The 23,954-nt window shown below is 49.6% G+C and carries 21 protein-coding genes and 1 riboswitch; of the genes, 14 read left to right on the plus strand and 7 right to left on the minus strand.

The window, feature by feature from the left end:
• The first annotated feature begins 182 nt into the window (after nucleotides 1–182).
• The 4 genes from V6668_RS03000 to V6668_RS03015 all read left to right on the plus strand — a co-directional run bounded on the left by V6668_RS03000 (nucleotide 183) and on the right by V6668_RS03015 (nucleotide 6,279).
• Nucleotides 183–3,386, plus strand: a complete 3,204-nt coding sequence (locus V6668_RS03000) for a DEAD/DEAH box helicase (protein WP_036672086.1) — start codon at nucleotides 183–185, stop codon at nucleotides 3,384–3,386.
• A gap of 46 nt (nucleotides 3,387–3,432) precedes the next feature.
• The gene (locus V6668_RS03005) at nucleotides 3,433–4,245 is read left to right on the plus strand and encodes a hypothetical protein (RefSeq protein WP_338707677.1); all 813 of its coding nucleotides are present in this window, start codon (nucleotides 3,433–3,435) and stop codon (nucleotides 4,243–4,245) included.
• Nucleotides 4,246–4,652: 407 nt separating this feature from the next.
• Nucleotides 4,653–5,627 carry a M15 family metallopeptidase gene (locus V6668_RS03010; RefSeq protein ID WP_036668590.1) on the plus strand — a complete coding sequence of 325 codons (975 nt, stop codon included), beginning with the start codon at nucleotides 4,653–4,655 and terminating at the stop codon, nucleotides 5,625–5,627.
• 250 nt (nucleotides 5,628–5,877) lie between these two features.
• Nucleotides 5,878–6,279 carry a RidA family protein gene (locus V6668_RS03015; RefSeq protein WP_289391041.1) on the plus strand — a complete coding sequence of 134 codons (402 nt, stop codon included), beginning with the start codon at nucleotides 5,878–5,880 and terminating at the stop codon, nucleotides 6,277–6,279.
• Nucleotides 6,280–6,935: 656 nt separating this feature from the next.
• Here the strand turns inward: V6668_RS03015 and V6668_RS03020 are convergent.
• A complete protein-coding gene (locus tag V6668_RS03020) occupies nucleotides 6,936–8,006 on the minus strand; it encodes a copper amine oxidase N-terminal domain-containing protein (protein WP_338707678.1) in 1,071 nt (356 codons plus the stop codon).
• A 249-nt stretch (nucleotides 8,007–8,255) separates the two neighbouring features.
• On the opposite strand from V6668_RS03020, the gene V6668_RS03025 reads away from it, so the two are divergent.
• Entirely contained in the window at nucleotides 8,256–8,732 is a 477-nt protein-coding gene (locus V6668_RS03025; protein WP_338707679.1) for a GNAT family N-acetyltransferase, read from the plus strand.
• 47 nt (nucleotides 8,733–8,779) lie between these two features.
• A complete protein-coding gene (locus V6668_RS03030) occupies nucleotides 8,780–9,850 on the plus strand; it encodes a Gfo/Idh/MocA family oxidoreductase (protein WP_338708888.1) in 1,071 nt (356 codons plus the stop codon).
• A 90-nt stretch (nucleotides 9,851–9,940) separates the two neighbouring features.
• Here the strand turns inward: V6668_RS03030 and V6668_RS03035 are convergent, their stop codons facing one another.
• Nucleotides 9,941–10,309, minus strand: a complete 369-nt coding sequence (locus V6668_RS03035) for a hypothetical protein (protein ID WP_036668594.1) — start codon at nucleotides 10,307–10,309, stop codon at nucleotides 9,941–9,943.
• 184 nt (nucleotides 10,310–10,493) lie between these two features.
• Complete coding sequence (locus V6668_RS03040) at nucleotides 10,494–13,079, minus strand: UvrD-helicase domain-containing protein (protein ID WP_338707680.1); 2,586 nt, start codon at nucleotides 13,077–13,079, stop codon at nucleotides 10,494–10,496.
• Nucleotides 13,080–13,428: 349 nt separating this feature from the next.
• Here V6668_RS03040 and V6668_RS03045 point away from each other — a divergent pair, with 349 nt between their 5' ends.
• Nucleotides 13,429–14,244 carry a zinc ribbon domain-containing protein gene (locus tag V6668_RS03045; protein ID WP_036668598.1) on the plus strand — a complete coding sequence of 272 codons (816 nt, stop codon included), beginning with the start codon at nucleotides 13,429–13,431 and terminating at the stop codon, nucleotides 14,242–14,244.
• 73 nt (nucleotides 14,245–14,317) lie between these two features.
• The gene (locus V6668_RS03050) at nucleotides 14,318–15,124 is read left to right on the plus strand and encodes a TrmB family transcriptional regulator (RefSeq protein ID WP_253505446.1); all 807 of its coding nucleotides are present in this window, start codon (nucleotides 14,318–14,320) and stop codon (nucleotides 15,122–15,124) included.
• A gap of 269 nt (nucleotides 15,125–15,393) precedes the next feature.
• On the opposite strand, the gene V6668_RS03055 is transcribed toward V6668_RS03050, so the two are convergent.
• Nucleotides 15,394–16,089 (minus strand): NUDIX hydrolase, encoded by a 696-nt coding sequence (locus tag V6668_RS03055; RefSeq protein WP_338707681.1) that lies wholly within the window; start codon nucleotides 16,087–16,089, stop codon nucleotides 15,394–15,396.
• Between the two features lie 79 nt (nucleotides 16,090–16,168).
• Here V6668_RS03055 and V6668_RS03060 point away from each other — a divergent pair, with 79 nt between their 5' ends.
• Nucleotides 16,169–16,471: a hypothetical protein gene (locus V6668_RS03060; protein ID WP_211084188.1), complete on the plus strand. Its 303-nt coding sequence runs from the start codon at nucleotides 16,169–16,171 to the stop codon at nucleotides 16,469–16,471.
• Between the two features lie 240 nt (nucleotides 16,472–16,711).
• On the opposite strand, the gene mscL is transcribed toward V6668_RS03060, so the two are convergent.
• Nucleotides 16,712–17,206: a large conductance mechanosensitive channel protein MscL gene (mscL, locus tag V6668_RS03065; RefSeq protein ID WP_036613199.1), complete on the minus strand. Its 495-nt coding sequence runs from the start codon at nucleotides 17,204–17,206 to the stop codon at nucleotides 16,712–16,714.
• 271 nt (nucleotides 17,207–17,477) lie between these two features.
• A riboswitch (purine riboswitch) is annotated at nucleotides 17,478–17,577 on the plus strand.
• A gap of 300 nt (nucleotides 17,578–17,877) precedes the next feature.
• Here mscL and V6668_RS03070 point away from each other — a divergent pair.
• The 3 genes from V6668_RS03070 to V6668_RS03080 all read left to right on the plus strand — a co-directional run bounded on the left by V6668_RS03070 (nucleotide 17,878) and on the right by V6668_RS03080 (nucleotide 21,371).
• Nucleotides 17,878–18,465, plus strand: a complete 588-nt coding sequence (locus tag V6668_RS03070; RefSeq protein WP_036613196.1) for a xanthine phosphoribosyltransferase — start codon at nucleotides 17,878–17,880, stop codon at nucleotides 18,463–18,465.
• A gap of 1 nt (nucleotide 18,466) precedes the next feature.
• Nucleotides 18,467–19,828 carry a nucleobase:cation symporter-2 family protein gene (locus tag V6668_RS03075; protein ID WP_076329702.1) on the plus strand — a complete coding sequence of 454 codons (1,362 nt, stop codon included), beginning with the start codon at nucleotides 18,467–18,469 and terminating at the stop codon, nucleotides 19,826–19,828.
• A gap of 451 nt (nucleotides 19,829–20,279) precedes the next feature.
• Nucleotides 20,280–21,371 carry a DUF418 domain-containing protein gene (locus V6668_RS03080; RefSeq protein ID WP_338707682.1) on the plus strand — a complete coding sequence of 364 codons (1,092 nt, stop codon included), beginning with the start codon at nucleotides 20,280–20,282 and terminating at the stop codon, nucleotides 21,369–21,371.
• Between the two features lie 96 nt (nucleotides 21,372–21,467).
• On the opposite strand, the gene V6668_RS03085 is transcribed toward V6668_RS03080, so the two are convergent.
• Entirely contained in the window at nucleotides 21,468–21,806 is a 339-nt protein-coding gene (locus V6668_RS03085; protein ID WP_047840268.1) for a DUF4870 domain-containing protein, read from the minus strand.
• A gap of 195 nt (nucleotides 21,807–22,001) precedes the next feature.
• Entirely contained in the window at nucleotides 22,002–22,277 is a 276-nt protein-coding gene (locus V6668_RS03090) for a hypothetical protein (protein ID WP_036613189.1), read from the minus strand.
• A gap of 399 nt (nucleotides 22,278–22,676) precedes the next feature.
• Between V6668_RS03090 and V6668_RS03095 the strand changes: the two genes are divergently transcribed.
• On the plus strand, nucleotides 22,677–22,865 hold the full coding sequence (locus V6668_RS03095; protein WP_017690840.1) for a hypothetical protein: 189 nt from the start codon (nucleotides 22,677–22,679) through the stop codon (nucleotides 22,863–22,865).
• A 133-nt stretch (nucleotides 22,866–22,998) separates the two neighbouring features.
• Nucleotides 22,999–23,760: a type I methionyl aminopeptidase gene (gene map / locus V6668_RS03100; RefSeq protein WP_047840267.1), complete on the plus strand. Its 762-nt coding sequence runs from the start codon at nucleotides 22,999–23,001 to the stop codon at nucleotides 23,758–23,760.
• Nucleotides 23,761–23,954 lie beyond the last annotated feature (194 nt).

Consider the following 23,954-nt stretch of genomic DNA (forward strand, 5'->3'; position numbering starts at 1 on the left):
GGTTTACCCAAATGTTCCTCATCCGCTTTTCGGGAGAAGGGACATTTTTTTGTGCCGCTAAGGCGTTTTCAGACACGCCCTAACCATCGAAATAACCACTTTTTATGGGCAAAGGTTTTTAAATCCGGTCATTTTCGTATATGATGGAGAGTAACAATGCGAAGGGATGACGGGAGACTTTAATGATGCAATCGCTGTATGGAGTATGGCTTGGTGACGTATTTTTTTGTTTTTCCGGTGAAACATCGGAACCACGTGTGGATGCATGGAGCCACGTGGTAAGAAGGTTGAATTTTGGCGACGGGGGTCGTCTGTTTCAGCCTGCCGCTCTGCGTCTTGCGGAGCTGCGCTGGCCGAATCCGCTGAGGAACACGGCTGAAGCGAAGAACACGAAGCGGCGTCAACTGCTGGGACGCACATTGGAAGGATTGGCAGTCTCGCCAAAGGATGCCTTCAGGTTGCTGCTGCAATGGGATGACCGTTTGTTAAATACAGCCGGAATTCAGGTTGGAGAAGAGATGCGTTACTGGATCAAGGCGGCGCAGTTCACACAGGAGCTGCTGTTGCGGGGAGCAATTGCTCCATCGGCTGAATTCGCAGCAAAGACCGGAGCACGGCGACGGACCGGACAAGAGACATTAACAGGCGTATGGCGACCACGCTTGCAGCAGGAGGAGGACATCGAACGCTTCCGCGATCTTGCTGAAGCGATGCCTCCGATTGGATTGGCTGCTCCTGGAGCTTATGCTTCATTGGAACCGGAAACGCGTGAAGAAGCAGGGGCTGCGGTATTATTTTCATTCATGAGTGGCATGATTCATGCTGTAGTGACAAGTGAACTGGAGGGCATGGACAGTGAACTGTCCCGTTACCGCACCCCATATCGACGCGGATCTTCGCCAGTAGCCGAACTCTGGTGGAACAGTCTGATCTCGATGTTCCGTCCTGTGACGGTGCAAGGGCCGACGGACGATATGACAGCGTTTATTCATACGTTGCAAGAAGTTGGTGGAACGTCAATGCCAATCGTGGGAGCAGAAGAGATGGCACCTGCTGAAGGCCAATTGAAGCTGGTGCTCCGCTTGGAGCCACCGCTGGGCGAACATGAAACGATCTGGGGAATCAGCTTTTGGGCGGACAGTGAGCAGGAACCAAGCTTGAGGTTGCCTGCACGGACGATCTGGGCACATCCAGAGCGAGATCTGGACCGGGGGAAGGTGTTATATACCTCGGCGGCAGAGCAATTATTGATGGCACTCGGGCAAGCGGCAGAACTGGCACCTGAACTGGAGACGGCGCTGCTTACCGCTCGTCCGGAGGAAATTAAGCTGGAGCAGCAGGGTTTCTTTGAGTTTCTCACACATGCGGTTCCACGTTTGCAGAAGGCTGGGATAACCGTTCTCATGCCTTCAAGGTGGAGTCGTGCCGGGAAACGTCGTGCGGGACTGCGTCTGCAGATGTTGAATCGGGGAACAGAACGGTTGCCTGGAGCCACATCGGCACTTGGCATGGAACAATTGGTTGCTTTCAAAGCGGAGCCTATGCTGGATGGGAAACCGGTAACGGCGGAGGAACTGGCAGCACTGGCTGAATCCACAGTTCCGTATGTTATGTTCCGTGGCGAATGGATTGAAGTGGATACAAAAGAGATTCGCCAAGTCCTGCGTTATATGAAAAAAGAAGAAGAACAATATATGCCTCTCTCCGAATGGCTGCATCTGGCAGCGGATGAAGGGGAGGATTCCGCATGGAAGGGCCTCTCCGTCTTTGGTGCCGAATCTGATGGGATGCTTGCTTTCCTGCTCGATGGACAGGTGCTTCGCAGCATTGAGCCTCGTCAGGTTCCGGCAGAATTGCATGGTGAACTCAGACCTTATCAGGAACGAGGTTACCAATGGTTATCCGCGATGCGTGAGCTGGGCTTTGGCGTATGTCTCGCGGACGATATGGGACTTGGGAAGACGATTCAGGTAATTACCTGTCTGCTGGATCGCAAACACGAGGAACGCCAGGCAGCTGAAGAGGAAGCCCGTGAGAATGAGCTGCTGAATGGATCAGATGATGCATTCCCGGCGTATCAGCACACGAATGAGCGGCCTGTTCATCTGCCTGCACTTATTGTGTGTCCTACCTCGCTGCTTGGAAACTGGCAGCGTGAGCTGAAGCGGTTTGCCCCGGATCTGTCGCTATATATTCATCATGGCGGACAACGGCTGCACGGGAACGAATTCCAGGCAGAAGCGCAGACGCATGACATTGTACTGACGACCTATCATCTGGCAGGCAGAGATGGCCCGGATCTGGCTTCGTTGCACTGGTCCACCATTGTGCTGGATGAGGCACAATATATTAAGAACTACCGTACCAAGCAAGCACAAAGCGTGATGCGTCTGTCTACACTTCATCGTATTGCGATGACAGGAACGCCTGTAGAGAACCGACTGAGCGAACTCTGGTCCATTTTTCAGTTCCTCAATCCGGGGTATCTGGGCACCGCTTCATCGTTCCGTCAGCGTTATACGGGACTGGGACCATCTGAAGAAAATGCAGCATCCTTGCGTGAGCTTCATCGACTGGTATCTCCATTCATGCTGCGCAGGCTGAAAAGTGATCCGGATATTCGCAAGGATCTGCCAGAGAAGCTTGAACTGAAATCCTATTGTTCTCTGACGCCGGAGCAGACGGTGTTGTACCAGCGTGTGGTGGATGATCTGATGGGGGGGCTGGACGGCAGAAATGGCATTGCCCGTAAAGGGATTGTGTTGTCCTCCCTGACCAAGCTCAAGCAGATCTGTGATCATCCGGTGCTGGCGGACAGCAATCGGAAAGACCACGGCAAGGCTGAGGCATCTGGTAAGATGGAACGTTTGCTTGAACTGCTGGACGCCATCCGTGATAACGGGGAATCGGCCCTGATCTTCACGCAGTATGTTGCTATGGGAGATCTGCTGGTATCGAGGTTGAAACAGCGATATGAGGAAGAACCTTATTTCCTGCATGGTGGTGTGTCGAAGGCGCAAAGAGATGATATGGTGGAGACTTTCCAAAAAGGAGAGGGTCCGTCCATGTTTGTGCTATCTCTTCGTGCCGGAGGTGTGGGTCTGAATCTGACACGGGCGAGTCATGTCGTTCACTATGACCGGTGGTGGAATCCTGCGGTTGAGAATCAGGCGACGGACCGTGTATTCCGAATTGGACAGAATCGCAACGTGCAGGTGCACAAGTTGATCTGTCAGGGAACGCTGGAGGAACGGATTGATGAGCTGATCGAAAGTAAGAAGGCACTCTCCGAGCAGGTCGTTGGTTCGGGTGAGAATTGGCTGACCGAGATGTCGGATGATGAGCTGCGTGGCCTGATTTCTCTTCAGGGTGAGACGTGGCTGTGACCTTGAACATTCAGGGGAATATAGATGTGGAGAAAGGGGGATTATTGTGAGCGAAAAATGGAAGATCGAGCTGCATATGTCCCCCGGTGGATGGACAGCAGAAGTAAATACAGCAGCGGAAGCGGACCAGGAAGTTTCCGTTTCCGCTTCCGCTGTTGAGGGCAAGACCGGATCGGCCGCAGGCATGTTCACGGTCACGGGAACGCCCGCGCGACTGAGCGAAGCCCAGCGCGAGGCTGTACTGGCTCAGTTGCGCAAGCGCCCGCTGACGCTGTACGCCCTGTTGCGCGGCGGCCCGGCGTCCGAGGAGCTCGCCGGGCTGCTGCCGGCTACGCAAGCGCCCGATGGCTCGCCAGGCGCAACAACGGTCAGCGCGGCCGTGGCATGCACCTGCGGCCGCCCGGGCTGCGCGCATGCCGCGGCCGCTGAGCGCGCCGTAGCCGCGCGCCTCGCGGCCGAGCCGCTGCTGCAGCTGGCGCACGCCGGCCTGCCGCGCGAAGCGCTGCTCGCCGGCGTGCTGGGGGCATGGGCGGAGGAACTCGCCCATGATCCCAGCGGCCCCGGCCGCGCAGCGGAAACGGCTGGCCGCCCGCAAGTGCGGGGCGGCGAAGGCGGCGCTGCCGTCGGCGAGTGGATCGCCGAGGCCGCCGCGGACGGCGCCATGCACCAGCCGGGGCCGGGCTTTGGCGCCGTTGAGGTGCGCCTCGCGCAGCCGGGCAAGCCGCCGGCCTTGTCGGAGCTGACGGCGCTGCTGCCGGGCGTGCCGGCCACCGCAGGGCTGGATTTGATCCGCGAGCGTGTAGCCGCGCGGATGTGGCAGGCTGTCCAGAAGAAGACGGACAGCCCGGCAACCAAATGATGCACCCATCAGAGCGGGGGGGATCTCAGATCACCCCTGCTTGTTTTTATTGCAGCATGTTGCATTATTTGATTTAATTCATTTCCCGGTACAAGATGAATTTTGTCTTTATCCAACAATGCTAATGCTCATTAGTAAAGTGCATCTGGGTATAATCAATTTTTTGCATATTGGATATATGAAGGTATATTCCCATTTCAATTCTATTGTGTACAGCACGGGGATGTTGCTCTAAAAGTCCAAAAAACGATCATACAGGCTGTACAGCCCGTATATGTTCATTCGGATCTCTTCTAAAGGAGGTCTTTACCGGTGGAGCTTCGCTCCCAATTAAGGTATACTGTCGCAGGGAACATTGCACGCTGAGAACTATATAACATTTATATTATTGCGATAGGAGTTTTTACATGAAATCAACTACAGGAAGACAGCGCCGCATGGTGGTTATGCTGTCCTCATTGATGATATGCGGAGCATTGCTTGCCGCGTGCCAGAACGGTTCAGGCACAGAGGAGAGCCAGAATCCGAATGGAACAGGTAACACGCAACAGGAGACGGACGGCACAACGGTTCATTTTACGGAGGATAAAGGAACGGATGGCGACAATGCTGGCGGGGATGACACATCATCTTCTGGCAACAGCGGTGAAGGCACGGATAGCGAGTCTGGGAATGCTTCAGCGGGCGAAGGGCAGGGCTCTTCGGACAATGGTAATGGCGCGACAGGGGAAGATCCATTGCTGGAGAAACGCAGTATCAGCGCACTGCAAACGACGATTGATGCACAATCTGTGGTGACCAATGCCGAGTCTATGACCGTCATTGTGAACAAACAACGGAGTCTGCCTGACGGTTACGAGCCGGACGATCTGGTAGAGCCGAATGTACCGTTCTCCTTCGACGAACCACACGAGAAGCGGCATATGCGCAAGGAAGCTGCGGAGGCGCTGGAGAAGTTGTTTGCAGGTGCAAAAGCGGATGGCATTGAGCTTCGTGCGGTGTCCGGTTATCGTTCATATCAGCGTCAGGTATCCATCTATAACAATAATGTCAAAACCAAAGGTCAAGAATACACAGATCGTGTGAGTTCTGTGCCAGGCCGAAGCGAACATCAGACGGGTCTTGCCATCGATGTATCGAGTCCGAGTGTGGGCAATGTGCTGGAAGAGGTATTTGGCACATCGAAGGAAGGCCAGTGGTTGGCTGAACATGCTGCAGAATACGGATATGTCATCCGTTATCTGCAAGGTGAAGAAGATACCACAGGTTACGTCTATGAGCCTTGGCATATCCGGTACATCGGTACAGATTTGGCACCGGATGTGGCGAAGAGTGGGTTAACTCTGGAAGAATACTTCGATGAGGCTAATATCAAGTTGTAATTTGGATGTTTCATCCTTAAAGAAAAGATACTAATACTAATTCTCAAAAATCCTAATTCTCATAAATCCCCGAATGAACCGTCCTTGATCTAACCAATGGGCAGTCATTCAGGGGATTTTTTTCTGTGCAAAAATGTTAATGGATTTAAGATAGAATTAAACTTGATTCCATTGTCCGAGATGATGGGGGACTGATATAATTTATGTTTAATCTGAAGAGACAAATACAACCAAAGCGAGGGACGAGAGAATGAGCAGACAGCAGGTTTTTACGGGCTCCCCATGGGAACCGTTGGTGGGATATTGCCGTGCAATCCGTGTAGGGAAACGAATCGAAGTGGCGGGTACAACCGCGATGCAAGATGGTGTAGTTGTTGGGGCAGGTGATCCGTATGCACAGACAAGGTTCGTTTTGCAGACGATCGAGAATGCACTGAAAGAACTGGGGGCTGACATGTCGCATGTGGTGAGAACCCGGATGTTTGTGACCGATATCTCCAGATGGGAGGAAGTTGGCAAGGCGCACGGTGAATTTTTTGGACAGATCCAGCCTGTAGCCACCATGGTTGAAGTTAGCGCACTCATTGATCCCTTGTTGATGGTTGAGATTGAAGTGGAAGCGATTGTTGAAGATGAAGTCACAGCCGATTGATTCTGACGGTTATCCGGATGATTTCTAAGGAACCCAGGACGTCTTATTTGGCGATAAGGTCCTCTAGCTAAAATGTAAGGAACATCAGACACGTTATTCCCCAAATTACTCTGATAAAAATGCTGAAAACAGCTATTTATTCAAACATAGCGTGCCTGAGATTCCTTAGATTTCTGCGGGTACTTCAAATTCTTGAATAAGATGCCTCAGATTCGTTAGCGTAAACTCCGCTTGCTCTTACATTCGGTAAGCAATGTATTTCGTATGCAGCGCACATCGCACGTGTCTGCTCCGGACAAGTTTCAGATACCCTTCGGTTTGAAGCAGTTTGTAGACACACTCTAAAAAACCAAAACCAAAACCAAAACCAAAACCAAAACCAAAACCAAAACCAAAACCAAAACCAAAACCAAAAAAACAACCTTATCCATGCCTGTCAAAAGACAAGCGGATAAGGTTATTTTGAATTGACTTCGCCGCCTGGCCGCACGGCTGAGTTCTTGATGCGCCAAACTCATTACACCGCGCGTCAGGAGCTACATGCGGATGGCTGGTCATTATGATGCTCCACACTCATGACCCCGCGCTAAGCGATGCACACGGTCGTCTGCAACAACATATAACATGTGTTTCAGCCAGACGTTTTTCCAATCGTATTATTTCGCTTCCAGCTCTGCTGCAGGTGTTTCAACAACCACTTTCCAAGCTGTTCCGATTGGAGGCAGGCTGCGTGTCAGCATAGGGCTGTAGAACCCAATGACTTTAGTGCCTTTGGTCAGTTCTTCGGTTTTCACCGTTTCACCTTCGTGGTTCACGATCAGCGTGTCTTTAGCAATGTTCAGCACGACATGGTCAGGAGCGGTTTCTGTTAACCGTGTTCCTGTAATCTCGATCTGTGAGATGCCGCCTTCAGCTGTTGTTACATTTTCAATTGTACCCGCTGTACCCAGAAGCTCTTTAGGTTGTGACTCAGATGCTGTAGCTGCATCCAGTACAGTGACTGTATAGGTCGGCGTTTGTGGTGGCAGACTGCGGGTGGTGATCAGGGAATGCTCAGCTTCCACGTTCATGCCAATGGCCAGATCAGTCAGTGCAATCTCTTTCCCCTCAACTGAGATGAATTTTGTCTCATCGCTCAGATTGAGCACAATACCATCCGTACCTGCACCGCCAATCTGGATGGACTTATATTTATCTTGGTTCGAGATTCTGGTAATTACACCACGTTCTGTAACCGTCTTCACGTCCTCTTCACTGGAGATAGTCACTTGATTGCCCGTTGTGTTCACTTGTCCATGCAGTGCTTTCTCAGCAAAAGAAACCGGTACATACAATTTGCCGCCTGTGATTTCGGGCGCTGTACCCAGCGTGAGTGACATTTTATTCACAGAATATTGGTCCTTGCCTGTAATTACCTGTGTCCAGAGAGCACCACGAGTCAGCTCTGCAGTTTTAGTTTCTTTATTCCATTCCAGTTCAATACCCAGTGCGTCGGTAAGATCACGCAGCGGGATCATGGCTACTTTGCCATCTTTGTTCCAATAACCATCAGAGATGGCTGCACCATTCACGGATACGTTTACTACACTCGCTGCGTTACTATCTGCTGAAACGGATGTTTGATGGACTGGTTTTGTGTTGTCCAGTGTTGCTGCATAAGCGGCTCCACCACCCAATGCCATGGATAGGGCCATCAGTGCACTTACTTTTTTCATGTTGTTGTTCATCAATATTCATCCCTTCTAATCTGTGTACTGACGCGGTAAAATCTTCCTTAGGGCCGCGCTTCAAGTTAATAGACGGGACAAATCGTCTAAGTGTTGCAGTTGAAATGCAATGAATGTAAGCGGTAGGTTAGCTTAAATTAGAAATATCGCTTGTATTGCAGGTTATCCGCAGCAGGATCAGGTTAATTTCAGGTAAGTGGCCAAACCTTTGTCCTATTTCACATTCAAGTACGAGGAGGAACGGATTAGATGAGTGATATGTTGGTAGCGCTCTATCGTTTGCCGGAGCAAGAGAGTGGACTGAGAGCGTTGGAGGAATCCTCCATTGTGATTCGAAGAGCCATTGCCCCAGAGAAACAGCTTGTACTGGATTGGGTGAGGTCACATTTTAGTCAGGCTTGGGTGGATGAATGTGAGGTCACTTTTGCGCGTCAGCCGGTGTCCTGTTATATTGCGGTTGAGCATGGGAAAATGATTGGATTTGCCTGTTACGAAGCGACATGTCGCAACTTCTTCGGACCGACCGGTGTGAGCCAGGATGCACGAGGCAAAGGTGTAGGCACAGCCTTGTTACTGGCCTGTATGCATGCGATGAAGGCGGACGGTTACGGGTATGCGATTATCGGATCAGCGGGACCTGTGGATTTCTATGCCCGGACGCTGGGTGCCGTGAAGATTGAAAATTCAACGCCGGGTATTTACGAAGGCATGCTGCGGGCAGACTAGACGATAATGATGTTGTGGAAGCTGTGGAAAAGGAAGGGAGGACGATGATGAGCACGAAACAAATGTTGCACATCGGAATGATCGGTACGGGATCAATCTCGGATCTTCATATGAGGTGTTATGCCAAAAACGAGGATGCCGTCATCTATGCGATCTGCGATCTGAACGAAGAACGGGCTAAAGCTGCGGCACAGAAGTATGATGCTCAATCCGTGTACACCGATTATCGGGAGATGCTGGAGGACCCGCATGTGGATGCTGTCAGTATCTGTACCTGGAATAATACACATGCGGAATTTGCCATTGCTGCATTGGAGGCAGGCAAGCATGTGTTGCTGGAGAAACCGGTCGCAACCAATGTGGAAGATGCACTGCGGATTGAAGAAGCGGTGAAGAAGAGCGGACGTACGTTTATCGTTGGTTTTGTGCGGCGTTATGATAACAATATGCAGATGATGCGCAGATTCATAGATGCCGGGGAGTTTGGTGAACTGTATTATGCCAAAGCCTCCATTCTGCGGCGTCACGGCAATCCAGGCGGTTGGTTTGCTGACAAAAGCCGTTCCGGCGGTGGCCCCCTGATTGATCTCGGCGTACATATTATCGACCAATGTTGGTACCTCATGGGCAGGCCGAAACCTGTTTCGGTCAGTGGTAATACGTATCGGAAGTTGGGCAATCGTGCCCATATTGAACATCTTTCTTTTTACAAAGCAGCTGACTACAGCGCAGCTGTGAATGACGTAGAAGATATGGCGAATGCGCTCATTCGGTTTGAAAACGGGGCTTCGCTGGCGGTGGATGTGAGCTTTACCCTGCATGCACGCGGAGATGAATCTTCGGTGAAATTATACGGCGAGCGTGGTGGGTTCGAACTGGAGCCGGAGACACTGATCGTCACGGAGAAAAATAATACCATCCTGAATATTGAACCCCAGACGGACAATACGGGTCTCCATATTCATAGTGCATTCCAGAACCAGATTGACCACTTTGTGGATTGTTGCCTGAACGGTACAGAGCCGATCAGCCCAATTGCGGATGGTGTGACTTCCACGCGCATGTTGTGCGGAATCTACGAATCCGCTGAGAAAGGGCAGGAGATTCGTCTGGATTGAGTTCATTTTACATGGCAGTTGTCCTTCGGCATATTAAAAAGCATGCGTCTTCCGCGTGATCTGCGGTTACGCATGCTTTTTGGCATCAGGTCATTTATTCAGTGGTGAATTCTCGTATCCAGGGTCATCATAATCCGTATCCTGCAGCCTTGGAAGCACGTTCATGGTTTCAATTGCCTGCCGGGTATCCGGCGTGCCGTGGTCATACAGAAAGGTGTACAGCAAGGTCATGCCATCCGAAAACTGCTCCGTTGCCTCATCATGGTCTGCCGATTTGTAGGGTACCGGAGCCCGTTGCAATGTATAGGCATCGTCATCCTCCAGCACCTTCATCAGATCTTTCAATCGGCCCAACTGTTCGTCATCCACCAACACCTCAAAGGGTGTAGATTCGTTCTTTGTTTGCTCAATAAGATTATGTGTTACCGATACATACAGATGTTGTTTGCCGTCCTGCATATTCTAACCCCCATTCTGAAATGGAAAAAAGACGCTTCTACTGTTAATAAACAGCAAAAAGCGCCCTGAAACGAGCTACCATGCTCGTGTGTTATTTACTCATCCACATGTTCAGTCACATATGACCAGCCATGACACGAGTGATGGTTCATCGCTAACTCCATAAGGGACCTCTTCCTTTGAGTTATTTCCCAAATCTCCCCGTTACGGGCACCTGGCGGGTACCGGCCTCCATTGATCCTGAACACAGGGGACAGGCGGGAGGGCCCGATGAAGCTTTCTTGTTTGTTTTTGAAGAAGGCACAGCCGGCTTCTGTCTTAGCCACGCTTTACAGGTGGATGAACTGCACTTCCATACCGCAACGGTCTCCGTACGCTCAGCATTACCTGAACCTGAAGTGTGCGACTGCGAACTGGAGGAACTCGCAGCTGTCTGACTCACACCCGGAGTGCTGAATGCCTTATGGTTGCGAATTTCACCACTGCCACGCCGTTCACCGAGGCGATCCTCATCACGTTCGTTGTGGACCTCGTAGTCTCGACGGTCACTGTGGCTGATGGCACGACGCTGTGCCACATCCCGACCTTCGGAACGGGCACCTGAGCCGGACGAGCGGGCATACTGTCCGTTGCCTTTACCATATGAAGCCTGACTGCTCGTCCGGCTCTCCTCACGAGGTTTGCGTTTGTCCGGTACTTCCATGCCGAAGGCTTCAAGCAGGAAACGGGACACATCCGCTGGTTTTCCGTGATGGCTCGCCGGTGAGGTGACATACAAGTACTGCTTGGCCCGTGTGATGGCAACGTAGGCGAGCCTGCGTTCTTCCTCCAGCGCCATGTCCAGTTCGGCATCTGTCTGCTGCACAGCAAGCGCAGCTTTCTGATCCTCAGGAATATCCTGACGCAGTGCGGTACTGTGAGGCACAATGCCTTCACTGGCTCCGATCCAGTACACACAAGGGAACTCCAGTCCTTTGGCCCGGTGAATGGTCATCAGCTGTACCGCGTCACTATCCTGCGCACGACGCAAAGATTCCATCTCACGGTGTCTGCGGGACAGCTCATCCGCGAATTGGATGAACTCTTCTACCGTTTCGAATTTTTTGACAGCAGCTTCGAATTCATCCAGAGTTTCCAGCATCGTTTCCTTATAGTGGGTGAAGATGCTGGGATCACCACTTTCCATATACTTGTCGTAGAACTGCCTGCGCATCTCCTGAATGGCGATGATGGGTTTTAGTTTGTGCAGTGATTTGATCAGTTTGATGCGTTCTTTGACCTGTTCCTGCTGAAATGGTTTCAGCTTTTCCCATTTCACCAGATGGATGAGCGGATATTTCTTCGCCTGTTGTTGTTCACAACGCTGTATCCATTCCAGACCCGCATCGCGTGAGACGTAGAGCGGACCCAGTGCACTTGGAAGAGCATCCATGGCTCGTGGGTCAATGGACAGACGCAGATGATCCATCAGGGGTCTGATGAGAGACTGGTCATAGAACACCGGAGAAGCACCATGCTGTACAAAAGGTACATCTTTCAACACAAGCTGCTCGAATACAGCCCGGCTGCTGCTGGCTGTCCGGTGAAGAATCGCAATATCACGATAGGTGTGTTGTCCTTCTTCAACCTGCTGGCACAGCTGGTTTACGACCCACGCTGCTTCTTCCTCCGCATTGGAGGGTGTAGCGAAACGGGGGGCATCGCCGCGGTTTCCAGCGGCACGTAGCCGTTTGTCACGTCTGCGTTTATTGCGGGCGACCAGTTCACTTCCGAGTCCCAGAATGCGTGCATCACTACGATAATTGATATCCAGCGTCACAATGCGTGCACCGGGGTATACTTTATCGAATTCCAAAATTGATTCCTGGCGTGCGCCATTAAAGGTATAGATCGTCTGGTCGTCGTCTCCCACAACCATCAGATTGCGGTGAGCGGAAGCCAGTTTTTGCACAATTTCATACTGCAGATGGTTGGTATCCTGGAACTCATCCACCATAATGTACTGGAAACGCTTCTGAAGCGGCCCCAGAACAGCAGGATCACGAAGCAGCGCGGCTGCCCGTAGTAAAATATCATCAAAATCCATTTTGCCGCGATCCTGCTTCCAGGCTTCGTAACCAAGCAGAACACGTTTGGCATCGCGTTCTTCCTGTGATTTTTCAGGCAGATCGGTTGTTTCCGATCCTTGCATCTTCCATGCGGACAGCATGGCCAGCAGACTTTCAGGCTGGAAGGCTTCACTCATGCCATTTTGGCGAAGAAGCATCTTCAGTACGGTATGTTGGGCTCGCGACTCGCCAAAGATCTCTTCCTGCACACCGTAATGACGTAATAATGTCAGCGCAAAAGAGTGGAAGGTACGAGCCTGTACGGCTCTCGCGGCTGCCGGACGTATGCCTGGCAATGCGGCGATCCGGTCTTTCATCTCGGTGGCGGCTTTGTTCGTGAACGTCACCAGCAGGATACTGCCTGCATGTACGCCGCTGACCTCTATGAGGTAGCCGGCTCTTGCAGCCAGTACAGTTGTTTTGCCACAACCGGCTCCGGCGAGCGTCAGAATAGGTCCTCTGCCGTGACGGACTGCCGAGATTTGTGGTGCGTTTAACTTGATGCCTGCCTCTTCCAGCGAGCGAAAATAAAAGGCATCCTGTTGATCATTGCCCACGAGTTGCCGACTGGTCTCCAGCGGAGCAGACGGGGACTGGGGCAGGGACGCCGCCGGGGTAACCCCGAGCGGACGGGGGTAGAACGTTGAGTTCGGACTTAACATGTTTCATCCACCTCTGTATGCATTCAGGGATAGGACTATCCCGGCTAAAAGTAAACCATTTGCCCTTTTCACAATCGCATTGTAAATTGGTATGATAGAGTTAGTCGCCTAATCAGGCGGTTAAGTATGGTCAAAGCTTCATTATACCCGAACATATGGTCTTGACGAAAGCCCCCGATTTCATCCAGTATCGGTATAAAACGGGCACCTGCACGAGATTACGCAACTTTTTGGCATGATATCGTATAAGTTATATGCCTGAGCATTTTGCATGAAAGATGTAATATGCTAATTTACTACTAAATAGAAATGATAATATTGGTTTTGACGGGACAGAGGAGGAATGGTCATGAAACTGCTTCAGCGCATCAAAGACGGAGCGAACAAAGCAACAGAGCGTGCCCAACACGCCGTTGAGATTGGGAAACTGAACAACCAGATTGTGGGCTTGCAACAGGAACAGGAAGTCCATTTTACAGATATGGGTCGCATCTTCTATGAGGGTTATCGGGCACAGGATATGACGCGTGCAGAAAAAGAGATGGTGGATCTGTCGCAGCTCTGCGACGAATTGCAGGACGAGATTGATGGTCTGCGCAACAAGATTGCACAACTTAAGAACGAACGGTTGTGCGAGTGTGGACACGTCGCTTCCCTGGATGCCAACTTCTGCCCTAAATGCGGACGCAAGTTGGGTGAACTCAAGACAGCAGCGCCTAAAGTAGCAGCAGCAGGAGTTGCAGGAGCCACCACAGCCGCAAGACAGGAAGCAGCTGTAACTCAGACCCCAACTCCGGAGCCGGACTTCTACGATGCACCACCTGAGTTGGAACTGGAGGAAGACGAGCCGTACCATACGGTCATTCCGTCCATAGCGGATCTGGAAACGGAATCGGAATATAACAGTACGGAATTTACCCAGGAAGAAAAGGAAGCGTTTGATGCCGAGTGGGAACGTCGCAGAGATGAAGAGATGCAACGGGAACGTGAGCGTCAGCAGGAACTGGACGAACGCATCCGCTACTGGAAAGAAAACAACCCGATCGTGAACACGGTGGACGTACAGACCGAAGTATCACGCGAAATGGTGAATTGTCAGATTTGTGCAGCCGAGCTGCCCAAAGGGTCGAAGTGGTGCCCGCGCTGTGGTGCCGAACAGATCTGATCTGATGCAGTAGAAGCACTGCCGCATCAGTGTGAGGCAGTGCGGGTTGCTGACAGCATGGGGGGACGGGAATATGGACCAACTGCTGCATCATTTGCGTCATCTCGGGTTTACCGAGATGGAATCTAAAATTATGGTGGAACTCGCCCGTCAGGGATCAGCCTCAGGATATGAGGTTGCGAAGCGGCTGGGCGTGTCCCGTTCCAATGTATATGCGACCCTGCAACGGCTGGAACAGCGTGGATTCTTGCGGTGTAGTCCTGGGGAACCGGCGAAGTATAGTGTGCTGAAGCCAGAGGAGATGACACGTATGATCTCCGATCAAATGCGTACCTCGCTGGACTATGTTCAGAGCAGCATGCCCAAAAGTGAACCGGAGAAGCCTGTCTTCTATAACGTCGAAGGTGACAAAAATGTGTTTGAGAATCTGAGCCGTGAATTGGCCGAGGCTCAGCATGAGATTGTCGTAGACGTTTGGCGTGAAGAGGCAGAGCTGCTGCGTAATGACTTACAACAGGCTGAAGCTCGGGGTGTGCGGTTGTTATGGTCGTGTGATGGTGGCGAAGGCATGATCGATCAGCCTGTCCCTTGGCCGGGTTTGCCTATGTATGGTACAGGTAATGGTCGGAAATTTTCCCTGGTGGTCGATCGCCGCTGGTGCATGCTGGGCATGCGCGGTGAATCATGCGCCACACAGGCAGTAGTGACGGAGCATCCGGTAATGACCGGACTGCTGCTGAATCATTTTGCTCAAGAGCTGGTGTTGTACGAACTGGAACAGGATATGGGGGAGGAACTGGAGTCCCGCTATGGGCACCGGTACGAAGAACTCTCTGCGCGTTATTGGTCTTCTCCTTCAGGAGAAGGTGACCAGAGCTAGACAGATCGGCGACTAATTCACCTCTGATGGAGTGAACATGCCAGCACATAGGTACCTATCTTGACGAAACGAATACGTGTGTACATAAAGCAGGCGCTGCCCGAAGGCAGACGCCTGTTTGTGCTGGTTTGAGAGATGACAGTGATGTTCGTCACAGCATCTGTTTCCAGTCAAGTCGATAGTAAAGGTATGAAGTTATGCTATTTTTGAGAAAATGAAGCTATGAACATTCGATTGAACTGGATCGGGTTGAACAGGATTGTACACGATCACTCTTTGGGCACGTGATACAGAGCTTCCAGCACGTCCGTATAATAAGCTGTACCATGGGGTACAAATTCCGTTGCCCGAATCTCGCGAACGATACGTTCCGGCTCATCAGCTGCATGATCGCTGCTTGACGGGTCCTTATGACCGATGGAATGTGGCGGTGATATCAATGGCTGAGTCTGAACTCCGGTAGCTTGAATGACGTCGATCTCATTACGAAACAAAGCGAGTAGATCATCCAGCGGCACTTCATACAGGCTATCCACCTCGCTAGGCTGCAGAACGTAGGCTTCGAGCGGCTGGTTCAGACATAATCCATAGACGGCGCTGAATTCCCGATCTATGAATGGGACACCACGCACCTCTCCTTGGAGTTGCTGTGTAGCCGTGAGTAGATAGGTTAGTGCCTCGAATGGAGTATAAACACCCAGTTCTTCCTCCAGCTCACGACTGGCGTCTTGCAGTTGTTCACCTGCGGTGAGATGACCTGCTGCTGTAATGTCGTAACATCCGGGAAAGGTATCCTTAATATCACGCCGCCGCTGAAAAAGAACCCGTCGCTGCTCGCCTTCGTCACGCACGATCCAGCAGTGGAATGAACGGTGCCAATATCCCTTGGCATGGACCTCGCTGCGTAGTGAAGTGCCGATCCAATTTTGCTGATCATCATAAATGTCGAAACGTTCTGGGGTCATGAAACGTATCTCCTTATATAGCAGATTTTAAAGTTCAAAATTTCACAAAGTATGTTTTAAACGAAAGGGGAACCATCGTATGGAATGCATTGTACACTTTCAGGTGATTTATCCGCAACCTCAGGAACGTAAAAGTCTTAGAGGACTTATATTTGTAGGGCAAGGTCAGGAACCGGCTAACAGTCAGTTAAGCAGCATGTTTAAGGATATGGGATTTAATGTACGTTTGGAAGATGAGTCCCAATTGTTGTTTAAGCCAGTGGATGCTTCGGCAAACTTTGAATATATTCGCGTGACAGAGCTTGATACTGGGGAAGAAGTTTACAAAGAAGATAAAGATCTGAAGTCAATCCTGGAACATTTGCTGCCACGCCGCTTCTAATTTATGAGCATGGCCGCGAATGAAATTCATGGGGGAGCATATGTAACACATGTATGATAGGCACAAAAAAAGGCCCCACCTTTACGGTGGAACCTTCAAACCTTTAAGCTACGCAACCCATAGTTAATGAAGCCCATATGGCTAGCTTTTCATACATAAACCCTAGCAAGTAAGAGGTTGTCCCCCACATCAGGATTTATCCGTAATTCAACTCGGTGCGTCTTTAAACGTTCATTGTAATTATGCTAGAGCGCCGGTGCCTTCAGCTTCGAGCTCTGAAGTACAGTGCGAGCAGCGGGTAGCTGCGGCTGGAATTTCCGATAGGCAATACTTGCAAGCCTTGGTCGTTTTTTGCGGCTCGGGCTTTTTGTGTTCTTTGCTTTTCAGATAGTTGATGCCCTTCACAAGCATGAAGATACAGAACGCAACGATAAGAAAATCAATCATGACGTTGATGAACTGTCCATAAGCAATCACGGTAGCCCCAGCTTCGTTGGCTTGAGCGAGGGTGGTGATGTCCTGTCCGTTTGCTGTTTTGATATCCCGGTCCAGGTTGATGATTTTCTGACTGAAGTCGATTCCACCCATCAGTTTTCCAACCGGGGGCATGATGATATCATTCACAAGGGATGTGACGATTTTACCAAAAGCAGCCCCGATAATGACACCGACCGCCAGATCGATGACGTTGCCGCGGACGGCAAATTCCTTGAATTCGTTAAGTACGCCTTTCATGTTTACATATCTCCTTTGATCATTCGATTCAAAATCTAGGCCGCGTTTCCATCCATTCTCCGTTCAGATCCGCGCTTCCGTTCTCATATTGTACATAAAAAATAGATTCCAATCACCCCCTGTTTGCAAATTAAGACAAGTTTCCGCAACTTCCATGAAAATACTTCTTTATTTCACGGCGTCGATTCGGTATACTTCTAACATTGTCAGTTATGTTTAACCTTTTACATTCAGGTTCGCGATCATACATTGTAACGAATCATGGAGCCAAAAAATTAAATATGCCGTTACTCGTATATGTGCAGGAATAGGCCTGCATGTCTCTACCTGATCACCGGAATGATCGGACTACGGGAAAGATGTTGCAATGTTTTGTAGGGTTGGCATGAGATCATTCTCAGACAGTTTGACTGAAGAGCAGGTTCAAGTGGCTTTTATCTGTTTCTGATTACACTGTTTGAGGTTTCTCACAGCAGGATTGAACTCCTGTCATTCTGTCCAACCAGTACACTTGCAGCATCCATACGGCTTGTCCATATACGTACAAGTCCGTCTTTCCCGTCTCCGGTTATTCCGCAGCGTGTGAAAAGGCGGGCTTTTTGCTTTTTTACCATGCGATTGGAAGAGCATGTGAGCTTCTGTGCGGAGGGCATTCAGGGGGAAGAATTACAATGCAATTGTTAAAAGACAAGGTGAGACAGGAAGGTATTGTCCTGTCCGAGCAAGTACTCAAAGTGGATTCATTCCTGAACCACCAGATGGACCCGGTTTTGATGAAGGAAGTAGGTAAAGAATTCATTCGCCGCTTTGAAGGTGAGAATATCACACGTGTGCTGACAATTGAGTCGTCAGGGATCGCACCGGGCATCATGACTGCGTTGGAGCTGAACGTGCCGCTGATCTTTGCACGGAAGCAGAAGTCGCTCACACTGACGGAAGACATTCTGGTGGAGAAGGTCTACTCCTTCACGAAGCAAGAGACCAATGAAATTACCGTTGCCAAGAAGTTCATGAAGCCTGGTGATCGCGTACTGATCATTGATGATTTTCTGGCGAATGGCGAAGCAGCATTTGGTCTGGCTCGCATTGTGGAGCAGGTTGGAGCCGAAGTGGTGGGTATCGGTATTGTTATTGAAAAAGCATTCCAGCCGGGAGGTCGCTTGCTGAAAGAAGCAGGATACCGTGTGGAATCATTGGTTCGCATCGGGGCACTGTCGGATGGACAGGTTACATTTGCGGACGAGGAGGGCACGAACTAATATGGCACGCGAACGTATTTTTCAACGGCATCGGCATCCAATCAAAACGTTCTCCCTCGGACTACAGCACGTGCTTGCGATGTATGCAGGAGCCGTCGTTGTCCCATTGATCGTTAGTAACGCATTGGGTTTTACACAGGAACAACTAACCTATCTCATTGCCATTGACTTGCTCGCATGTGGTGTGGCTACACTGCTTCAGGTATGGGGAAATAAATATTTCGGCGTAGGGCTGCCTGTCATGCTCGGTTGTGCATTCCAGGCCGTGTCCCCGATGATTCTAATCGGGATGAACAGTGGGGTATCTGCCATTTACGGAGCGATTATTGCCTCAGGGCTGTTCGTATTGATCTTCTCCGGAATCTTTGGGAAGCTTATTCGGCTCTTTCCACCAGTGGTTACGGGTTCGGTGGTTACGATCATCGGTTTAACCTTGATTCCCGTTGCTTTCCACGATCTGGGCGGCGGTCAGGGATCAGAAGATTTTGGTAGCGGAGTTAATCTAATGCTCGGCTTCGGCGTGCTGCTCTTTATCATTCTAATGACTCGTTTTACAACCGGTTTTATCCGTTCCATCTCAGTATTGATTGGTCTGCTTGTAGGTACGATTGCAGCAGGGTTTATGGGCGAGGTTAATTTTGCTCCTATCCGCGATGCAAGTTGGTTCCACGTTGTTCAGCCGTTTTACTTCGGTACACCGACATTTGAGATTGTACCGATCCTGACGATGATTCTGGTGGCGATTGTCAGCGTGGCCGAGTCCACAGGTGTATTTATGGCTCTGGGCAAAATCCTGGACAAGGACCTGTCGTCCAAGGATCTGGCGCGCGGTTATCGCGCAGAGGGTCTAGCCATTGTGTTAGGCGGGATTTTCAACTCGTTCCCGTATACAACGTATTCGCAAAATGTAGGACTTGTACAGATGACACGTGTGAAGACACGTGATGTCATTGTGGTGGCTGGTGGAATCCTGGTGGTCATTGGATTTGTACCAAAAATTGCAGCCCTCGCACAGCTCGTTCCAGGGGCAGTACTTGGCGGAGCCATGGTGGCCTTGTTTGGCATGGTGGTATCATCAGGCATTCGAATTATCGGCAGTCAGGTTGATCTGAACCGACATGAAAATCTGTTTGTCATCGCTTGTTCTGTAGGTATGGGCCTGGGTGTTACCGTTGTGCCTGAGTTGTTCGCAGGTGCACCGGCCTGGGCTCAGATTATGCTCGGTAATGGTATCATTGCAGGCAGCTTCACGGCGATCTTCATGAACCTGCTGTTCAATGGTCTTGGTACCAAGGAAACAGCCGCCAAAATGGCTGAACAACAGGCAGATGCCATCCTTGGAGAGACGGGCAAGTCAGCTTAAATTAGCCGAAGTAGGCTAGGGTTATCATCCAGCAGGATTGTTATGTTAACTGTTATAAATAGACGATTCACAAGATGAATAATGAATCAGGTTAATCATGAAGATATACAGCATGAATGGTTTATGACATACATCATTTATGCTATGAATATTCAATCACATGAAGAAGCCCTTTTTACATTGCGAAACACCGAAGATACAGACTCAGCAGAGTCGTGTTTTCGGTGTTTTTTTGTTTTGTTTATCATCAGCATAGCGTCCAATATGCCGCTGTACAGGAACAATACAGGAACAAGACCTTATGCCGGATGTAAGAAGTTATTCACCTAATTCGATGGCAAGCCATGTTGTATGAAGGATAGACTGTTATCATGCATGGGGATATACACCAAAGAGATAAGCGATCCAATCGCTTTTTGATTACATAACAATAATTTCACTGGGAGGAACGATGAATTATCAACCTGTATTAAAACAAGATCGAATGAAGTTTCTGGATTTGTTTCGAGGGTTTTCCTTGATAGGCTTACCATTTGTAAATGTATTGGCATTGTGGGTTATGTTGAAGCCGGATACTCGTGTAGATTTTTGGATCCAACGAGCATTATATTTTTGGGTGGAGGCACGTTTTTACGATATCTTCTGTTTTTTATTTGGCCTTGGATTTTATCTTTTTCTAAGCCGGTCAGCTGCCAAAGGTCAAACGAAGCTGTTTCTCTATATCCGCAGGATGCTTATTTTATTAGCGCTGGGATATATTCATCAACAGTATCAGTCTGGAGAAGCTTTATTTCTTTATGCCATCATAGGGCTGGTTGTCATTCCGTTATATTGGGCACCTCGAACTGTGAATTTGGTGATCGGTGTGGTGGGATTTATTGCAGCCGCCGCGATAGGTGTCAAAATGCTAACGATTCCTTTTTTAATTATACTGGGATTGTCAGCAGGTCAATATCAACTGATGGAGAAGATCCAGAAAGGACTCCCGTATCTGGGCAGAATCTGGTTCATTTCATTCATCGCTTCTACGGTGGGGATTGGTATCATGTGGTGGGTTGCTCCTCCGGATGCGATGAGTCCGTTTCTATACGAAGTGATTGGTGCGAGCCTGCCTGTTGCTGAGCAAGCCAATATGGATGCTGCTTTTCGATTAGAACATATCGGTGTGGCAATTGGTCCGGTGGTATCCATCTTTTATCTAAGTACATTACTGAGATTGAACCAGAACATGACCTTTTCCAAAATGTTAAGTCCCCTGCATGCATTCGGACGAATGGCCCTGACCAATTATATTGCACAGACCATCATTTTGTTAGTGGTATACCAACTCATATTTGCAGATGCTGCTGTATCGTATATGGTGTCTACCCTTGTGTGCATTGGTATGGTTATTTTACAAGGCATCGCCAGTAATCTGTGGATGCGCTGGTTCCAGTATGGGCCGCTGGAATGGGTATGGAGATGTGGTACCTATCTAAGTTTCATTCCGATCCGTAAAAAGCATTCTGGGCCACGTGTTCATGACACAAGGGCTAGAGGTTGACTCGTTTCCCTCGTTATAATCAAAGACGATCCACACCCGGTTGAACGGAAACGGATCGTCTTTTCTTTTTGGAACACGTATACCTTTTGTTTGAAGTTACAGATGACGCAGCTGTTTTTCTGCAAAATCGCCAACCCACGGCAGTTTTAGCCATTTCCCCTGTAAGCTGGTAACGACCATAATAAGCCAGACCACTACACCAAGCAGGGATAACAGCGATGCCACCAGTGGTCCGAACAACGGAAGGAAAGCCGATAATACATGCCCGACCATAATGATGCCAAAGACCGTTACAGATTGCAGCGCATGAAATAACACGAACCGGCTCCGCTTCTCCACAGCGAGAAAGACAATCCCACCTACAAAGGTAAACAGATAACAAAGCATACCGGCAATATTTTCATCCAGACCGCTAGACGATTTCATGGGGGACATCCGGTCCAGCCTCCTTTGACCTTTTTAACTAGGCTATGAGAGAGGTGGACAGAACTGAACCGATGAATTTATTTGCCTGTGAACGGAGGGGGATGCAACACATAGGAAAAAGCAAACAGGGGCAGAGCAAGCCATTGTACAGCTTACTGTGCCCCTATTATCGTTTACGATTAAAGGTTGCTTTAAACGAAATCGTTATCCGCCCTCGATCTGTCTGCGAGGGTTTGTAATCTTGCCCATTTTATCGGTGTCGTTTTCTTTGGGAACCAACCGCTCATCGGTTCTTCCTTCGTGATGATTATCATATGCATATTCGGTCAGTTTCCATTCCGACTTGCCAAGAACGGGATCGGCCGGGAAATGTTGCCCCCGGTGCAGATGTTCCTCACGTCCGGCTTCATTGATGTAAACTCCGTCTACTTCCACCTTTTCATGAGAAAGGGGCAGCATATCTTGTTCTTTGCGGTCCATGAGACGACGCCTCCTTTGGATACCAGTAATTTAACTGTATGGGTTGTCCGTGATAATATCCCCCGAATAGTTCGGTGTTATGCTGGATATATTAATTCCGTATAGAATGGTGGCAATCTTAACATATGATTCGGAATTAAACTTTTTGGGCATGAAAACCGTTATATTTATTAGAGGAAATCGTCAAGTCGTAAGATACTTCCGAATATGCTACAATAAGATTATGATTCATTCCGAATCATATCGGGTATTTATAGTGTCAGGTACTTGCTTTCTAGCGAGGTTCCCGACCTAAAGCTTGCTTTAAGCCGCGCACACAACTTCATGGATGGCATTTAAGACTTATTCGGCATTCTCTAAACGGAGCATTCACTTTCAACGTTTTGGGAGGGAATTACAATGGCAACGAAAGGTCACAATGAGGTCAAAGAAAGTTTGAGGGAAATGACTCGGATTTTCCGTCCTAAAGATCCAAAAAAATTCGTGAAGGAGTACGTGAGAAAATACCGGATTACGGGTGGATACGAGGAAGAATTGACTTCTGTGGTTGAGCATGAGCTTGTCAAGATGGATTCTTCCGTGTCCTGAAACAACACACAACTCTGATTATACTGTTCCGATAATGAATAGAACCGTCTCCCGGGCGATAAGCTCCGGCAGGCGGTTTTTTTTGCGTTCCTGCTGCATATATATGGGAGTACACCTACAGCGGGAAGGATGAATGCATGTGGACCCTATTTTGAAAACCAAAGAAGAGATTGGCTACATGCGGGAAGCTGGACGAATTTTGCGAAGTTGTCACCAGCATATTGAGCAGTGGATGGTCCCTGGTATCACGACAGCAGCGATTAATGAGCGGGTGGAAGAGTTTCTGGCAGCACGAGGAGCCACACCGGAGCAAAAAGGGTATAAAGGATATCCTTACGCGACGTGTGCCTCTGTTAATGAAGTGGTCTGCCACGGATTTCCTGGGGAAGAGGAGTTGGCGAGCGGGGATGTAGTGACCATCGATATGGTGGTGAACAAAGACGGCTGGCTTGCTGACTCGGCCTGGACATATGGAATTGGTGAAACAAGCAGATCCATTCGCAAGCTGATGAGGCGCACGGAGAAGGCACTTGAGCGGGCGATTGCCCAGGCAGTTCCAGGGAATACACTAGGAGATATTGGAAGTGCCATTGAACGAACAGCCAGACTGTATCGGTACGGGATTGTGAAGCCTCTCATCGGTCATGGGATTGGTCAATATATTCATGAGCCCCCAAATGTTCTGCCTTATGGCAAACGTAGAACGGGCACGATGCTCACCGAGGGCATGGTTATTACGATTGAACCAATCTTTACAAAAGGCAGTTCTGGGGCCGTTGTCTGGGATGAAGATGGATGGACGGTAAGGACGGTAGATGGCAGCTGGGGGGTCCAGTATGAGCATACGGTTGCGATTACTGGGAATGGCCCCTTGATTCTGACCGATGGCACGTGAGATGAACTCAGTGAAGAAGAGGGCTTGAGTTGAACTTTCTCAGAAATGCTCCATGCTGTTTTGAGCTTAAAGATAGCGGTATGGAGCGATAGGCATGTCTTCTGAATGGATATGGAAGAGGTTTTCCATAAATTCTGATCTTTCTTTTGCATAATAGCACATGTTTTCATTGTGAGAAAAATCACCAATAAATC

Origin of the sequence: Paenibacillus amylolyticus (assembly GCF_036894225.1) — a bacterium.
In the GTDB taxonomy this organism is placed as follows: Bacteria; Bacillota; Bacilli; order Paenibacillales; family Paenibacillaceae; genus Paenibacillus; species Paenibacillus amylolyticus.